Source organism: Arthrobacter sp. PvP103, from assembly GCF_017833075.1.
Classification (GTDB): Bacteria; Actinomycetota; Actinomycetes; order Actinomycetales; family Micrococcaceae; genus Arthrobacter.
In genome coordinates, this window is sequence record NZ_JAFIBQ010000001.1 from 1,707,700 (window position 1) to 1,722,327 (window position 14,628).

The 14,628-nt window shown below is 64.9% G+C and carries 14 protein-coding genes; 10 read left to right on the forward strand and 4 right to left on the reverse strand.

Features of this window, described 5'->3' with window-relative positions:
* Nucleotides 1-13 precede the first annotated feature (13 nt).
* The 9 genes from JOE41_RS07885 (at nt 14) to JOE41_RS07925 (ending at nt 10,865) form a co-directional block, all read left to right on the forward strand.
* Nucleotides 14-265: a DUF2630 family protein gene (locus JOE41_RS07885; RefSeq protein WP_209751835.1), complete on the forward strand. Its 252-nt coding sequence runs from the start codon at nt 14-16 to the stop codon at nt 263-265.
* Nucleotides 266-357: 92 nt separating this feature from the next.
* The gene (locus tag JOE41_RS07890) at nt 358-1,086 is read left to right on the forward strand and encodes a FadR/GntR family transcriptional regulator (protein ID WP_011693368.1); all 729 of its coding nucleotides are present in this window, start codon (nt 358-360) and stop codon (nt 1,084-1,086) included.
* 196 nt (nt 1,087-1,282) lie between these two features.
* Nucleotides 1,283-2,698 carry an aspartate ammonia-lyase gene (locus JOE41_RS07895; protein ID WP_011693369.1) on the forward strand — a complete coding sequence of 472 codons (1,416 nt, stop codon included), beginning with the start codon at nt 1,283-1,285 and terminating at the stop codon, nt 2,696-2,698.
* 88 nt (nt 2,699-2,786) lie between these two features.
* Nucleotides 2,787-4,088, forward strand: coding sequence for a dicarboxylate/amino acid:cation symporter (locus JOE41_RS07900; protein WP_209751837.1), 1,302 nt, complete (start codon nt 2,787-2,789; stop codon nt 4,086-4,088).
* Between the two features lie 63 nt (nt 4,089-4,151).
* Nucleotides 4,152-4,445, forward strand: coding sequence for an ArsR family transcriptional regulator (locus JOE41_RS07905; protein ID WP_011693371.1), 294 nt, complete (start codon nt 4,152-4,154; stop codon nt 4,443-4,445).
* A gap of 268 nt (nt 4,446-4,713) precedes the next feature.
* Nucleotides 4,714-6,312 carry a CdaR family transcriptional regulator gene (locus tag JOE41_RS07910; protein ID WP_209751839.1) on the forward strand — a complete coding sequence of 533 codons (1,599 nt, stop codon included), beginning with the start codon at nt 4,714-4,716 and terminating at the stop codon, nt 6,310-6,312.
* The gene (locus JOE41_RS07915) at nt 6,309-7,253 is read left to right on the forward strand and encodes a glutaminase (RefSeq protein ID WP_209751841.1); all 945 of its coding nucleotides are present in this window, start codon (nt 6,309-6,311) and stop codon (nt 7,251-7,253) included. Before JOE41_RS07910 ends, JOE41_RS07915 begins: the two co-directional genes overlap by 4 nt.
* Before the next feature lie 75 nt (nt 7,254-7,328).
* Nucleotides 7,329-8,843, forward strand: coding sequence for an amino acid permease (locus tag JOE41_RS07920; RefSeq protein ID WP_011693374.1), 1,515 nt, complete (start codon nt 7,329-7,331; stop codon nt 8,841-8,843).
* Nucleotides 8,844-9,089: 246 nt separating this feature from the next.
* Nucleotides 9,090-10,865: a thiamine pyrophosphate-dependent enzyme gene (locus tag JOE41_RS07925; protein ID WP_209751843.1), complete on the forward strand. Its 1,776-nt coding sequence runs from the start codon at nt 9,090-9,092 to the stop codon at nt 10,863-10,865.
* On the opposite strand, the gene JOE41_RS07930 is transcribed toward JOE41_RS07925, so the two are convergent.
* Nucleotides 10,834-11,541 carry a DUF2306 domain-containing protein gene (locus JOE41_RS07930; protein ID WP_209751845.1) on the reverse strand — a complete coding sequence of 236 codons (708 nt, stop codon included), beginning with the start codon at nt 11,539-11,541 and terminating at the stop codon, nt 10,834-10,836. The genes JOE41_RS07925 and JOE41_RS07930 overlap by 32 nt on opposite strands.
* Nucleotides 11,542-11,955: 414 nt before the next feature.
* On the opposite strand from JOE41_RS07930, the gene JOE41_RS07935 reads away from it, so the two are divergent.
* Nucleotides 11,956-12,153: a hypothetical protein gene (locus JOE41_RS07935; protein ID WP_011693996.1), complete on the forward strand. Its 198-nt coding sequence runs from the start codon at nt 11,956-11,958 to the stop codon at nt 12,151-12,153.
* Nucleotides 12,154-12,288: 135 nt separating this feature from the next.
* Here JOE41_RS07935 and JOE41_RS07940 read toward each other — a convergent pair whose 3' ends face one another.
* Genes JOE41_RS07940 through JOE41_RS07950 form a run of 3 tightly spaced genes read right to left on the reverse strand, consistent with a single transcriptional unit; the run spans nt 12,289 to nt 14,558 of the window.
* Nucleotides 12,289-12,786, reverse strand: a complete 498-nt coding sequence (locus tag JOE41_RS07940; protein ID WP_209751847.1) for an SRPBCC domain-containing protein — start codon at nt 12,784-12,786, stop codon at nt 12,289-12,291.
* A gap of 12 nt (nt 12,787-12,798) precedes the next feature.
* Nucleotides 12,799-13,131, reverse strand: a complete 333-nt coding sequence (locus JOE41_RS07945; protein WP_011693378.1) for a helix-turn-helix domain-containing protein — start codon at nt 13,129-13,131, stop codon at nt 12,799-12,801.
* Between the two features lie 41 nt (nt 13,132-13,172).
* Complete coding sequence (locus JOE41_RS07950) at nt 13,173-14,558, reverse strand: NtaA/DmoA family FMN-dependent monooxygenase (RefSeq protein ID WP_307800679.1); 1,386 nt, start codon at nt 14,556-14,558, stop codon at nt 13,173-13,175.
* Between the last annotated feature and the right edge of the window lie 70 nt (nt 14,559-14,628).

Consider the following 14,628-nt stretch of genomic DNA (forward strand, 5'->3'; position numbering starts at 1 on the left):
GAAGAAGGACACCGTGGACGAACAGGACATCCTGCACCGCATCCAAAGCCTCGTTGAAGAGGAACGCGAACTTCGCGACAAAGCGGAGGCCGCCCCGCCCGGCGCCGAACATACCCCGGACCGCGCGCGCCTGCAGCGCATCGAAGAGGACCTGGACCAGTGCTGGGACCTGCTGCGCCAACGGCGGGCCAAGAAGCAGTACGGCGAGAATCCGGACGAGGCCGAGGTGCGGCCGGTCAAGCAGGTGGAGGACTACCGCGGCTGATTCGGCGTCCTTTTCGGCGGCGAAAGCACCTCGCGGTACGCAATATTCAGAAGCCCTTTGACAGGTTCTGTGACAAGTGCCATAGTCGTCGTATGAACCTGTTGGACAGCTGGACAGCTGCGCAAGACCGAGTGGTGCGCGTTGGCGCGGCCGAGGCGGTGTTTGCATCCCTTCGCAGCGCCATCGAGGGCGGCAGGATTCCGGTCGGCACCCGTCTCGACTCGGAGGCCTCGCTCGCCAAGCAATACGGTGTGAGCCGGACGATGGTCCGGGAGGCGCTGCGTTCATGCACCGCACTGGGATTGACGGCCACCCACACAGGCAAGGGCACCTTCGTCATCGCTGACAAGGTGGCCCAGGACCTCAAGCTCGGCAAGTATTCGGCCAGCGCCCTCGTCGAAGCCCGCCCCCACGTCGAAGTGCCTGCCGCCGGCCTGGCAGCCCAGCGCCGCAGCGCCGAAGATGTGGAGGCACTTCGGGAAATCCTTCGGGAAATGTCCCAGGAGGACGACCTCCAGCAGTGGGTGCTGTTGAACACCGAGTTCCACGTGACCATCGCCCGGTGCAGCGGCAACGGCGTGTTCGAATCATTCCTCTCGGATATCTGTGACGCCATGGCGAACCAGTCCAACACCCTCAACCTCGTGGCTGACCGGCGCAAGGAATCCGGCGAAGAGCACGCGCGCATTTTCGCTGCCATCGAGAGCGGATCAGCCGAGGAAGCGTCCCAGGCCATGAGGATGCATCTGCACGGGGTGGAATGCGCCCTGGGCACCATCGTCCCCGGAAGCGAGAACTCCACGTCCGGCCATACGCGCTAAACCCTCCTAAGCCCCGAAGTCCATCCAGCGTCCCCTGACCTGCCCTACCCGCCGCAAACCCGCGTGCCTCCCCCGCCGTGGCACCCCTATGCCTCCGTGCTGGCGGCGGCGTCCCCCAAGCCTGCACCGGCCCCAAGCTCTGTACCCCAAGAATTCCATCGTCCAAACCCGTCAACGAAGCCCCGCGAGGACCCCCATGACTCTTCCCCTTACCGCCCCGAAAACCCGTTCCGAGCATGATCTGCTGGGCGACCGGGATGTTCCCGCTGCCGCGTACTGGGGTGTGCACACCCTCCGGGCCGTGGAGAACTTCCCCATCACCGGCCAGCCGCTCTCCACCAACATGCACCTGGTCCGCGGCCTCGCCGCCGTGAAACTCGCCGCCGCCCGCACCAACCACGAACTCGGCCTCCTCGACGCCGAACGCGCCGACGCCATCGCAGCGGCCTGCACCGACGTCCTCAACGGCAAACTCAACGACCAGTTCGTCGTGGACGTCATCCAGGGCGGCGCCGGAACCTCCTCGAACATGAACGCCAACGAGGTCATCGCCAACCGCGCCCTGGAAATCCTCGGACACCCCAAAGGCCACTACACCCGCCTGCACCCCAACGACCACGTCAACCTCTCCCAGTCCACCAACGACGTCTACCCCACCGCCGTGAAACTCGGCACCATCTTCGCCGCCCGCGAACTCCTGGACGCCCTCGCCGAACTCGAAGACGCCTGCGCCGCCAAAGCCCTCGAATTCCGCACCGTCGTCAAAATGGGCCGCACCCAGCTCCAGGACGCCGTCCCCATGACCCTCGGCCAGGAATTCGGCACCTACGCCGTCACCATCGGCGAAGACCGGCTCCGCCTGGCCGAAGCGGACCTGCTCATCCACGAAATCAACCTCGGCGCCACCGCCATCGGCACCGGCCTGAACGCCCCCGCCGGCTACGCCGCCACCGCCTGCCGCCACCTCGCCGAAATCACCGGCCTGCCCCTGGTCACCGCCCCGGACCTCATCGAAGCCACCCAGGACGTCGGCGCCTTCGTCCACCTCTCCGGCGTCCTCAAACGCGTCGCCGTGAAACTCTCCAAAATCTGCAACGACCTGCGCCTGCTCTCCTCCGGCCCCCGCGCCGGCTTCGGCGAAATCAACCTCCCCGCCGTGCAATCCGGATCCTCCATCATGCCCGGCAAAATCAACCCCGTGATCCCCGAAGTCGTCTCCCAGGTCGCCTACGAAGTCATCGGCAACGACGTCACCATCACCATGGCCGCCGAAGCCGGACAACTCCAGCTCAACGCCTTCGAACCCATCATCGTCCACAGCCTCCACAAGAGCATCTCCCACCTCGAAGCCGCCTGCCGCACCCTCACCGCACGCTGCATCCAGGGCATCACCGCCAACACCGACCACCTCCGCCGAACCGTCGAACAATCCATCGGCCTCGTCACCGCCCTCAACCCCCACCTCGGCTACACCACCGCAACCGCCATCGCCCAGGAAGCCCTCGCCACCGGCAAAGGCGTCGCCGAACTCGTCCTCGAACACAACCTGCTCACCGCCGAGCAACTCGAAGACCTCCTCAGCCCCCAACGCCTGGCCAACCTAAGCAAGTAGCGCAACCCAAACCACACCCCACCCGCCACGGGAGCAGGGGCACACCGCCGTGCCCAAATTTCCCAGGCCTTTTACCCAAGGACTGACCATGAAAAACAAATCAACGATGTGGATTCTGGCCGCACTCGTCTTCGGAATCCTCAGCGGGCTGCTTTTCCACTGGCTGCTGCCGGTGGACTCACGCGAATCCGTCGTGTCCGTCCTGGACACCGTGACGCACATGTTCCTGAACCTCATCAAAATGATCATTGCCCCGCTGATCTTTGCCACCCTCGTCTCCGGCATCGCGGGAGCGGCCAAATCCGCAGGCGTGGGCAAGCTCTTTGGGCGATCCATGATCTGGTTCCTGTCCGCCTCCGTCCTGGTGGGCGCCTTCGGTTTCATCACCGCCCATGTGCTCAACGTCGGTGACGGGCTCAACCTGATGCCGGGCGGTGACTCGGGGATGGAAACGAAGCCCCTCGATTACCAGGCGTTTGTCACCCACATCATCCCCACGAGCGTCTTCGCCGCACTGACCGAAAACAACCCCCTTCAGATCCTTGTCTTCGGCGCTCTCTTCGGCATCGCCCTGCTGAATCTTCGGAAGAAGGGCCGCTCCTCCATAGCGGATGCCATCAATGAACTGATGGGCGTCATGTTGAAAGTCACCGGATATGTGATGAAGGCGGCCCCGGTGGGCGTTTTTGCCGGCATCGCAGCAGCCTTCACATCCAAGGGCCTGGATGCGTTTGCCACTTATGCCTCGTTTATCGGCGGCTTCTATGTTTCCCTCTCCGCGCTCTGGGTGATCATGATCGCGGTCGCGGTCGCGTTCCTCGGACGGGCGGCCTTCCGGCTGGTCCGAATTGTGCGTGAACCCATGGTGATCGCGTTCGCCACCTCCAGCAGTGAAGCCGCCCTGCCCAAGCTCATCGAAGGCCTGACCAAGTTCGGCATCGAGAAGCGCACCACCGGCTTCGTGTTGCCCTTGGGTTACTCGTTCAACGTGGACGGCTCCATGATGTACATGACCTTCGCCTCGGTCTTCCTGATCAACGCCTACGGCATCGATATGGACCTTGGCCAGCAGATCGCGATGACCGCAATGCTCCTCCTCAGCAGCAAGGGCATGGCCGGCGTGCCGCGCGGGTCACTCGTCGTCGTAGCCGCGGTGGTCCCTGCCTTCGGTATCCCCGCCGCCGGCATTGGCGTCCTGCTGGTGATCGACCAGCTCCTGGACATGGGACGCACCGCCACCAACATCCTGGGAAATGCCATCGCCACCGCGGTGATCGGCCAGAAGCACGACCAATCCTCTTCCGCCCCCGAAGAGGCCTCTTCCGGAACGGCCCTCGGAGCGCTGGACGCTGAATTCAGTAGAGAGCCTGAGCGCGTTTCGATGCACTAAAGGACCTCGCCCGGCCACCCTCGTTGCAACCACCACTACCCCACCGAATGAAAGGGCATGCCAATGACCGCTGATTTTGAGCTGCAGAGCCCGAAGGACGTGCAAACCCTCGAGCGGACGGCAAGGACGCGGAGAACACCGATCAGGGCACAAATCATCGACTACCTGGCAAGCAATGGCGCTAGCAAAGTAGCCGACATCAGTAGCGGCATCGCTTCCTGCCGGGACTCCGTAAGGCACCATCTGGCCGCCCTTGAAAGCGCTTCGATCGTCCGTTCCAACATCGCCCCCGGAGAAAGGGGACGGTTCACGCCCTTCTACGCCCTCGCCCCCGGAAGAACAGAGCCGGATTCCTGACCGGCGGCGCCGGCCACTACGCAATCGGACGACGGCGGGACCATCCGCCGTCGTCCGCTGTGCCTTAACCGGCATCCAGAAAAGCAACCGGCGTCCAGAAAAAGCCGAAGTTCCACGTCAGCGTCCCCGGCCGGCAACGCCTTGGTTCGGGGACCTAAAACGCAGCGGAGGATTTAGTCCGGCATCCATATTCTCCCCGAAATGCTCTGGATAGCATGGGGTGACCGGACAGAGCCGTCCGGCGGGGTATCAACGCAGAAGGAAGCCCATGGCCGCAGCTACAGTGGACGACATCCTGTCGGATCTCCCTCTGGGTTTCGCCAGCCTCATCCTCCGGCCGTCCCGCGCGGATTCCCCCATTGAACGCTTCCTGATCGTTGACTCCGACGACGAGACGTCCGACGGCGGCGCCGCCTTTGTGCTGCTGATCGGGGTTCGCGGGCGCTCCGCTTTGCCCGCGCTGCGGCGCCTTCTGAAGGATCCTCCCCTGGTGATCGCGGTCAAGGGCAGTCCGGGTGAACTCGAGGAAGCCGAAGAGCTGCTCCGCGCAGCAGGAACAGGCCTTCTCCTGGTGGACCCGGCCGCCGACTGGGACCGGCTCCTGTCCATCGCCAAGGACCGCATCACGCCGCGCAGCTACCAGAGCGAGGTGCTGACGCTGCTGGAAGAAGACCTGTTCGCCATCGCGCAGACCACCGCACGCCTGACGTCCAGCCACGTGGTCATCGAGGACGCCGCCAACAAGGTCCTGGCGTACTCCACGGTGACGAATGACATCGACGAGCTCCGCAAGGCATCGATCCTTGCCCGCCGCGGTCCGCGGAAATACGAACTCCTCCTCAAGGACCTCGGCGCCTACCGCGAACTGCACCGGACCCGCCTGCCAGTCAGGGTTCCGGCCCGGCCCCAGGACGGACTTCGGGAGCGCATTGCCATCACCTTGTTCGCCGGCGACCGCATTATGGGGTACATCTGGCTGCAGGAAACCGGCGACGGCTTCGGGGCCGACGTCGACTACGTCCTCACCGGATCCGCGGCGCGGGCGTCCGCCGAGCTGATCCGTTACCGCAACCAGCAGTCCGTGCACATGCGGCAGGACCGGATTGCGCGGATCCTCTCCGGGCCGGCCGAAGCCGCGGCGAGCGCCCACAGCGAGAAGATTCCGGCGGACCGCCCCGCAGCACTCGTTCTGCTAGGGATGTCAGCAACTGACGCGCAGGCGGACGATGCGGCCCTCAAACACGGTGAACTCGCCAACCTCGCTTCCATCCATGCGGCCGCCTATAAACAGTCAGCCGTCGTGGGGCAGTTCAACGGCGACACCGCGGTGATCATCCCGGCGCTCCAGTCCGCGAATGCCGAAGCCGGACTCCGGAGCCTCGCCGAAGCCATCGTGCGGGACGCTGGAAAGCATCTGGGTATCAGTCCCTTCGCCGCGGTGGGACCCATCGCCCCTGATCTTCTGTCCATCCATTCGGTGACCGCAAAAACGGAGGCACTGCTCGGCTGCATGCGGCGGTCCGGGACGGCCGGGGTGGCCACCGTTGACGATTTTGAAGTGGACATCCTCTTCCAGGAAGCACTGGAGAACTTCACCGCTTCGGCTTTCCGCCATCGCAGCCTCTGGTCCCTCCTCCGCCACGACGGGGAACTGGCTGAGACCCTTCGGGTGTATTTCGAGGCGTCACTGGATGTCAGCGAATGCGCCAGGCGAATGAAGCTGCACAAGAACACCGTTTACTACAGGATCAGCAAGGCCAGCCGCGTGACCGGCCTGAACTTCACCGATCCCCGCCATTCATTGGTCGCCCTGCTCCACATCCGGGAGTGGGCCGGCAAGCATAAGGAGCACCCGGGCAACCCATGAAGACAGCACTCGACTCGCCGCCTCTCGACCTGGTCCTGGACGACATCGTGCGAAACCACCGGCCGCGGGCCGAAGCAGGATCGGTTCCCGCAGGCATCCCCCACCTCTCCTCCCCGCCGTTCAGCCGCTTCGGCATTGCCGTGGCCACCTCGTCCGGGGAAGTCTTCAGCGCGGGCGACGCCGACGTTCCGTTCTCCATCCAGAGCATCTCCAAGGTCTTCACGCTGGCCCTGGCACTCAGCGCGGACGACCCCGGCGCGCTCTGGTCCCGGGTCCTTCGCGAACCGTCGGGCACGTCCTTCAACTCCCTGGTACAGCTCGAAGTGGAGCACGGGATCCCCCGGAATCCGTTTATCAACTCGGGCGCCCTGGTGGTCACCGACCATCTCATGGAAGAATTTCCCGACGCCGCCGAACACCTCCTGCGCTTCCTCTCCCGGGAATCGGGCCGCCGCACGGGCGGGCAGGGCCCGTTCATCGACGAGGAAGCCGCGAAGGGTGAGCTGGCCAACAGCAGCCGAAACCTTGCCCTGGCCCACTTCCTGAAGGGCTTCGGCAACCTGCGCTACCCCGCGCAGGCAGTAGTGGAAAACTACGTCAGGCAGTGCTCCATCATGATGACCTGCGTGGAGACAGCGAAGGCCGCGCTCTTCCTCGCGCAGGGCGGCCGGGGCGCGCAGGGCACCGTGGTGTCCCGGAGCGAGGCCAAACGCATCAGCTCCATCATGCTCACGTGCGGAATGTATGACGCGGCCGGCGAATTTGCCTACCGCGTCGGGCTTCCGGGGAAGAGCGGTGTGGGTGGCGGCATCCTGGCGATCGTGCCCGGCGAAGGGGCCATCTGCGTGTGGAGCCCCCGGCTGGATGCCAAAGGCAACTCCCTGGCCGGGACTGCCGCCCTCGCCGATCTGGCCGACCGCACCGGATGGTCTGTGTTCTAACCCGTCCCCCAGCTGTTTCCAATAACTCCCGCTAGAACCCCCATTTAGATCTTTGACAGGTCGAAAGGAACACCCATGTCCAACAACCCCAATGGCGAGGTTGCTTTGTACGAGGCCGACGGCGGCCACGCCCACGCACCCGATTCCCTCATCCACGCTGAAGACGCCGGCTACCACAAGGGCCTCAAGGCGCGGCAGATCCAGATGATCGCGATCGGCGGCGCGATCGGCACCGGCCTGTTCCTTGGCGCCGGCGGACGCCTCAACGCGGCCGGACCCTCCCTGGTGATCGCCTACGCCGTCTGCGGCTTCTTTGCTTTCCTGATCCTCCGCGCGCTGGGCGAGCTGGTGCTGCACCGGCCGTCGTCGGGCTCGTTCGTGTCCTACGCCCGGGAGTTCTTCGGTGAGAAGGCCGCCTTCATCTCGGGGTGGTTCTACTGGATCAACTGGGCCACCACCACCATCGTGGACATCACCGCAGTGGCGCTCTATATGAACTTCTTCGGCAAGTACGTCCCGTGGATGGGCGCCGTGCCGCAGTGGACCTGGGCCCTGATCGCGCTGGTAGTGGTTCTTTGCCTCAACCTCGTTTCGGTGAAGGTCTTCGGCGAGCTGGAGTTCTGGTTCGCCCTGATCAAGGTGGCAGCGCTGGGGGCGTTCCTCATCATCGGCACGTACTTCGTCATCTTCGGCACACCGGTGGACGGGCAGGACGTCGGGCTGAGCCTGATCTCGGACAACGGCGGCATCTTCCCCACTGGTCTGCTGCCGATGATCATCCTGATGCAGGGTGTGCTGTTCGCCTACGCCTCCATCGAGCTCGTGGGCACCGCCGCCGGTGAAACCGAGAACCCGGAGAAGATCATGCCCAAGGCCATCAACTCGGTGGTGTTCCGCATCGCGGTGTTCTACGTCGGGTCAGTCCTGCTGCTGGCGCTCCTGCTTCCCTACACGTCCTACGAGAAGGGCGTCAGCCCGTTCGTGACATTCTTCGGCTCGCTGGGCATCGAAGGCGTGGACGTCATCATGAACCTGGTGGTCCTCACGGCCGCCCTGTCCTCCCTCAACGCCGGCCTCTACTCCACCGGCCGGATCCTGCGCTCCATGTCCATGGCCGGTTCCGCCCCCAGGTTCGCGGCCCGCATGAACAAGGCAGGCGTCCCTTACGGCGGCATCGCCCTCACGGCGGTGGTCTCACTGCTGGGCGTGCCGCTGAACTACCTCGTCCCCGCACAGGCCTTCGAAATCGTGCTGAACGTGGCCTCCGTGGGCATCGTTGTCACCTGGGCCACCATCGTGGTGTGCCAGATCCAGCTCAAACGCTGGGCGGACAGGGGTTGGGTGGAGCGTCCCGCCTTCCGGATGTTCGGTGCGCCCTACACCGGCTACCTCAGCCTGCTGTTCCTGCTCGGCGTGCTGGTCATGGTGTTCATCGATTCCCCGCTTACCTTGCTGGTGACCCTCGTGGCCTGCGCGCTGATGGTGGCGGGCTGGTACTCCTGCCGGAAACGGATCCATGAAATCGCCGAGGTCCGGAACGGATACACCGGCGCCGCACCCGTGGTGGCCAACAGAACTCCCATCCGGTAAGCGCACACCCGCCCGCTTTTTCCCCCGGCCCCGCAGCCCCAGACCCCACCAACAACCGACGAAAGCCCGCCATGAACCGACAAGACCTGCTAAGCCCCCAAACCATCGGGGCGTCAACGGAAAACCAGACGACGGACAGTTGCGAGGACGGCTGCTTCTTCTGCACCGGACCGGAAACCGACTAGGCGCCAACGGCGCTCCACCCAACGCACGCACACCAACACCCAACCCAGAAGACAAGCAGAGATGACAACGGAATCCGCATCCACCATGACAGCAACCGACACCAGGCCGATCGACGCCGGCACCAGCAATCACCTCGCGGTACGGCCCGCTTCCGCGGCCGACCCCGGAACACTGAACCCCCGTGGCGGTAGGGCAGGCTCCGGGACCCTGAAATCCGCCGGGCACGTCATAGTGGATTCCCTCGCGATGCACGGGGTGGAACGCACCTACGTTGTTCCCGGCGAAAGCTTCCTGGACGTGCTGGACGGGCTGCACGGCTCCGGCATCGACACGGTGGTCTGCAGGCACGAAGGAGGCGCCGCGTATATGGCCGAAGCCGACGGCAAGATGAACCAGCGCCCGGGGGTGGCCATGGTGACCCGCGGACCCGGTGCGGCCAACGCCCACGTGGGGCTGCATACCGCCTGGCAGGACTCCACCCCAATGCTGCTCTTCGTGGGGCTCATTCCTTTTGCGCACCGTGACCGCGAGGCATTCCAGGAATTCGACATCAAGGCCTGGTTCGACACCGGTGCGAAGCGCGTCATGGTGCTGGACCACGCCGAGCGGGCATCCGAGATCGTTGCGGAAGCCATGTTTGCAGCGATGAGCGGGCGGCCGGGTCCCGTTGTGGTGGGCCTGCCGGAGGACATCATCCGGCAGCAGGTCGATCCGGCGCTGCACCCGGCCATCCCCGTGGCTGCGGGCGGCATGAGCGCCACGGACGCAGAAGCCCTTGCCGGTGCCTTGTCTCTTTCCAAGAAGCCGCTGTTTGTCACCGGCGGCAACGACTGGACACAGGAGGCGGCCGGCCAGCTGACCGGCTGGCTCGAAAAGCACCACATCCCGGCCGCCGCGGAATGGCGCACGCAGGGTACTGTCTCCTTTGATTCGCCATCCTACGTGGGCCCGATCGGCTACGGCCGCCCCCGCCCGACGTATGACCTCCTGGAGGAAACCGACCTGCTCGTTTTCGTCGGGACGGTGCCCGGGGACGTGATTACTGACGGCTTTGTCTGCCGCCAGGACTGGAACAAGCAGAACTTCCTGGTGACCATCGACCCCTCGCTGCGCGGCCGCTCGGGCCCCGTCTCACGGCAGATCGTGGCCAAACCGGAAGCCTTCGTCCGCGATCTGCTGGGCATAGAGCTGCCCGTGAAAGACGAGTGGAAAGCGTGGACGGCCAGGATGCGCACCGAGCAGGCGGCGTTCGCGGCGCTGCCGCCGGCAGCGCCGGTTGCGGGGCCGGCCAGGATGGACACGCTAATGGCCAACCTCGTTCCGCGGCTCCCCGAGGACGCCATGGTGACGTTCGGTGCAGGTGAGCACACCAACTGGGCGCACCGCTACTTCCCCACCCGCCGTTATGCCTCCATGATCAGCGCCAGGAACGGCTCGATGGGCTACTCCATCCCGTCCGCCATCGCCGCCTCGCTGGCCAGCCCGCAGCGGCGGGTGGTAACCATCGCGGGCGACGGCGAGTTTTTGATGAACGGGCAGGAGCTGGCCACGGCAGCCCAGTACGGGGCAACGCCGCTCATCATCGTGATGGACAACCAGGAATACGGCACCATCCGCACCCATCAGGAACGGCACTACCCGTCCCGGGTTTCGGGGACGCAGCTGAAGAACCCCGACTTCGGCCTCATGGCTAAAGCGTTTGGCGGTTTCGGCGTCACCGTCACCCGCGACGAGGATGTGCCGGCCGCCCTCGACGCCGCTTTCGGGGCCATCGACCGGGACGGGACGTTTGCCCTCATCCACCTCATCGTGGAACAGCGGGTGAAGGCGTACTGACCGGCCGCCGGACCCCGCCCGCCGCCCGCCGGGCGCGGCGGCGAATGACGTACTCGGCAACCGCGACGTTGATCAGCCACCCCGCTCCCAGCAGCACCGCGCGTGTGGGCACATCCGTGGGGCCGACCAGGAGGAGCCACGGGATGCCCACCAGGGCCTGGGTTCCCGCGCCCACGGCGATAGCGTATGCGCGCGTCATCCAGGCGCTGTGCGCTGCGAAGTCCCGGCGCCTGACGGCGAGGATCCCCAGGACGATACTCACGAGCATCGCGGAGCCGAAGAAGAGCCGGAGCGGGACGTCGGTGAAGCCGTCCGGGAGCGGGTAGAAGACGGACATCCACAGCCCGGAGAGCGCTGCGAGCTGGCCTGCCGGGATGAGAACGCGTCCGGCGATACGGTGCCAGCCGCGCCTGCCCCGTAGTGAGGGAACGAACTGGAACGCCCCCAGAAGGGAGTAGACGGTGACGCTGACAATGTGCGTCACCACCGGGACGGGAGAGGCGAAGAACCGCGCGTTTTGCGGCGTCACCTCTGCACCGGACGTCAGTTCGGCCAGCCGGAGGGCCCCGAAAATGACCGGAATGAGGCTCAGCAGGATGAGGCCGGCGGGCACGGGCCATTGGGGCCGGGGGCGCCGGACGGAGGCGGCGGCGGGAGTGATGGTTTCGGTTGACATGGCCGGCCCTTCGCATGGTTGGTATACGGCGTACACCTCTTGCGATTGAGGATAGGTGTACGCCGTACACTTGTCAATGAAAGTGCGCCCCGCCGCCCCGCCCCGCCCCGCGCACAGGGCTGTGATGAGTCTCACGTGCAATGAACGGATCCTGGCTTGAGCCGCCGCCACCCCTCCGTGCATCATGGAAAGGACGGTTGAGAATGCGATTTCACAGCCTCACCAGCCCTTGTTTCCGCGCTAAGGCGCAGGGAATGCAGCGGCTTAGAACGACCCAACCTGGTGGACGCAACGAGGCCAAACCAGTGAGCTCGCCGAGCTGCGCAAGGCCTCAGAGCGTTCATGAATAGACCCGTCCCGGGCTCCGCGCCGATGCGAAGCCCATGACCAAATTTATGAATGAGGCACCGAATAATGACGTTCGAAACCAATCACTCCGTGACCCTTAAGATCTGGGACCGCTCCGCCATCGACCACACGCTGGACGCCCTGGTGCACGACATTTCCACGAAGGCCAACGCCCACCGGAACGATGTTGCCGTCACCCTCAGCGGACCGAACACCTTCACGGTGAGCCTGAACCGCAGCGCCGCCCAGGGCGCCGCTGTCTAGGAAACCCGCAGTCCGGTAAAGTCGCGGCCTGGTAAGCCAGGCTCAACACAACGCAAGCGGACGACGCCGGGATCTTCCCGCCGTCGTCCGCTTGCGTTTTCGGATTATTCCGTCGGTGCCGGTCCGGGCGGCCCGCTACGCGTGGGAGTGCTCGGTGAGGAGGGCATCGATCTGCCCGGCGGCCTCCTTCAGACCTTCCTCCATACCCATGTCCACCATCTGCTGCATCTGCTCTTCGGATTCAAAGGTGGACATCATGGTCATGCGGGTGCGTCCGCCGAGGTCTTCGAGGGTGACAGTGGCGTGGGCGATCCCCATGGCTTCAATATGGTCACCGTTTTCGTCGGCAAAACCGTCGTCGAACTCCAGCTGGTTCGGCGCCTCGATCGTGATGAACTTCCACCAGCCGCGGGGCTTCTCGCCTTCGGGGGTTGTCATGTAATAGCCGGCCTTCCCGCCGGGCTGGAAGTCGAACCGGTCAAACGTGGCAGGATAGCCGGGCGGGCCCCACCAGCGCTCCAGCTGGCGCGGGTCTTCCCAGATCTGCCAGACACGCTCGACGCCGGCGTCGAACTCGGCCACGAGTGTAAGCCTGAGTGCCTCGAGATTCTTGGTGGAACTGATAACAGGCATTGCGAAACCTTCCTATCCTTCAGCCAGAATGTCTGCGATCCGCTCGGCGCGCTGCCGCCAGATCGCTTCATACTCGTCAAGCAGCCGGCGGGCTTTCTGCAGGGCTTCACGGTTACCCCGCACGATCTGCTCCCTTCCGCGCTTCTCCTTGGTGACCAGGGAAGCGCGCTCCAACACCGCCACGTGCTTCTGTACGGCGGCGAAGCTCATGGCGTAGAGGGCTGCGAGGCCGGAAACAGAATAATCCGCCACGGCCACCCGCCGGACGATGTCCCGGCGGGTGGTATCCGCGAGCGCTTGGAACAGGCGGTCAACGTCGGCATCACTCAACTGATCTACAACCATTTGGTTGTAGATTATGACTGCCGCGTCATGCTGTCAATGGGTTAGCGCTGGCGGAATCCGGCCCCGTAAGCCGTGCCCGCCATCAGGTCCGCACCGTCGGCACGGAGCCGGGAGCGCAATGTGCCCTTCTTCGGTTCCGTGTCGTAGAGCCCCCTCTTGGCAAGCTCCGGCACCACCAGCTCCGCAAAGTCATTCAGGGAACCCGGACTGACCAGCGGGTTGATCATGTAGCCATCCAGCCCCGACGCCGCCGCGTGGTCCTGGATCTGCGAGGCGACATCCTCCGGCGTGCCGATGAACAGCAGGTCCGTTCCGCGGGTGACCTCGGAGAATTTGTGCCGCACGTCCCCCGCGGTGAGCGGCCGGTCCTGCGGCGCCCCCTTGACCACGTAGGAAGTTAGTCCGTTGGATGCCGTGGCCAGCGGCTCGTCGTCGGCGTATTTGCTGAGGTCGATCCCGGTGTCGCCGGCATAGCTGACCAGCTGCGCCTCCAGATGGTAGTTGCGCTGCAGTTCCTCGTACTTTTCCTGCGCTTCGATCGCGGTGGGCGCGGTGATGATCCGGGCGAGTGCCATGGAGCGGACCTCGCCGGCGGGACGGCCGCCCTCCAGCGCCCGCCGGTTGATGTCCGCCAGTCCCGCGGAGATTTCCTGCGGGTCCTTCTTGGGCAGCAGGATCACTTCGGCATGCTTGGCGGCGAATTCGCGGCCCCGCGGAGACCACCCCGCCTGGAACAGGGTGGGGGTCCGCTGCGGCGACGGCGAGGTCAAGGACGGTCCGTCCACCCGGAAATGCTCGCCGTCGTGGTTGATAGACCTGACAGAGCCGGGGCGCGCGTACACCTTTTCGCTCTTGCTGCCGACGACGGCGTCGCCCGCCCAGCTGCCTTCCAGCAGTTTGTAGAACACATCCATGAACTCGTCCGCGCGGCCGTACCTGTCCGCGTGCTTGAGCATCTCGTCCATACCGAAGTTCCTGGCCGCGCTGGAAAGGTATGAGGTGACGATGTTCCAGCCGATCCGGCCGTTGCTGAGGTGGTCCAGGGTGCCGAAGCGGCGGGCAAGGGAGAACGGGTGCTCGTAGGTGGTCGACGCCGTGATGACGAAGGACAGCCGCTCCGTCAGCGCCGCCAGCGCCGGGACATAGATGAACGGGTCATTCGCCGGTGCCTCGACAGCCCAGCCCAAGGCCGCGTCGGCAGATCCGCCGTAGACGTCATAGAGGCCCAGCACGTCGGCGAAGAACAGCGCATCAAGGTTGGCCTGTTCCGCCGTCACGGCCACATCCCGCCAGCGGTCCAGGGAATTTACCGCCAGGCGGTCATCCAGCGGATGCGTCCAGAGGCTCGGGGCGCCGCCGCAACCGACGCTAGCCTGTTCGTAGAGGGCGAAAAGCAGCGGGGTGGCGGGGGTGCTCAACGGAATCACTTCGCTTTCGTAGACGGGGCAATGACAATCTATGTGCATCATATACAAGTAAATATGCTTGTGCTGCTCA

What these genes read in the sequence shown, in the direction of transcription:
- JOE41_RS07930 (WP_209751845.1), bottom strand. Translation starts at nt 11,541, where the DNA reads ATGTCAACCGAAACCATCACTCCCGCCGCCGCCTCCGTCCGGCGCCCC.
- JOE41_RS07920 (WP_011693374.1), top strand. Translation starts at nt 7,329, where the DNA reads ATGTCCAACAACCCCAATGGCGAGGTTGCTTTGTACGAGGCCGACGGC.
- JOE41_RS07890 (WP_011693368.1), top strand. Translation starts at nt 358, where the DNA reads ATGAACCTGTTGGACAGCTGGACAGCTGCGCAAGACCGAGTGGTGCGC.
- JOE41_RS07945 (WP_011693378.1), bottom strand. Translation starts at nt 13,131, where the DNA reads ATGGTTGTAGATCAGTTGAGTGATGCCGACGTTGACCGCCTGTTCCAA.
- JOE41_RS07935 (WP_011693996.1), top strand. Translation starts at nt 11,956, where the DNA reads ATGACGTTCGAAACCAATCACTCCGTGACCCTTAAGATCTGGGACCGC.
- JOE41_RS07915 (WP_209751841.1), top strand. Translation starts at nt 6,309, where the DNA reads ATGAAGACAGCACTCGACTCGCCGCCTCTCGACCTGGTCCTGGACGAC.
- JOE41_RS07900 (WP_209751837.1), top strand. Translation starts at nt 2,787, where the DNA reads ATGAAAAACAAATCAACGATGTGGATTCTGGCCGCACTCGTCTTCGGA.
- JOE41_RS07905 (WP_011693371.1), top strand. Translation starts at nt 4,152, where the DNA reads ATGACCGCTGATTTTGAGCTGCAGAGCCCGAAGGACGTGCAAACCCTC.
- JOE41_RS07910 (WP_209751839.1), top strand. Translation starts at nt 4,714, where the DNA reads ATGGCCGCAGCTACAGTGGACGACATCCTGTCGGATCTCCCTCTGGGT.
- JOE41_RS07925 (WP_209751843.1), top strand. Translation starts at nt 9,090, where the DNA reads ATGACAACGGAATCCGCATCCACCATGACAGCAACCGACACCAGGCCG.
- JOE41_RS07940 (WP_209751847.1), bottom strand. Translation starts at nt 12,786, where the DNA reads ATGCCTGTTATCAGTTCCACCAAGAATCTCGAGGCACTCAGGCTTACA.
- JOE41_RS07895 (WP_011693369.1), top strand. Translation starts at nt 1,283, where the DNA reads ATGACTCTTCCCCTTACCGCCCCGAAAACCCGTTCCGAGCATGATCTG.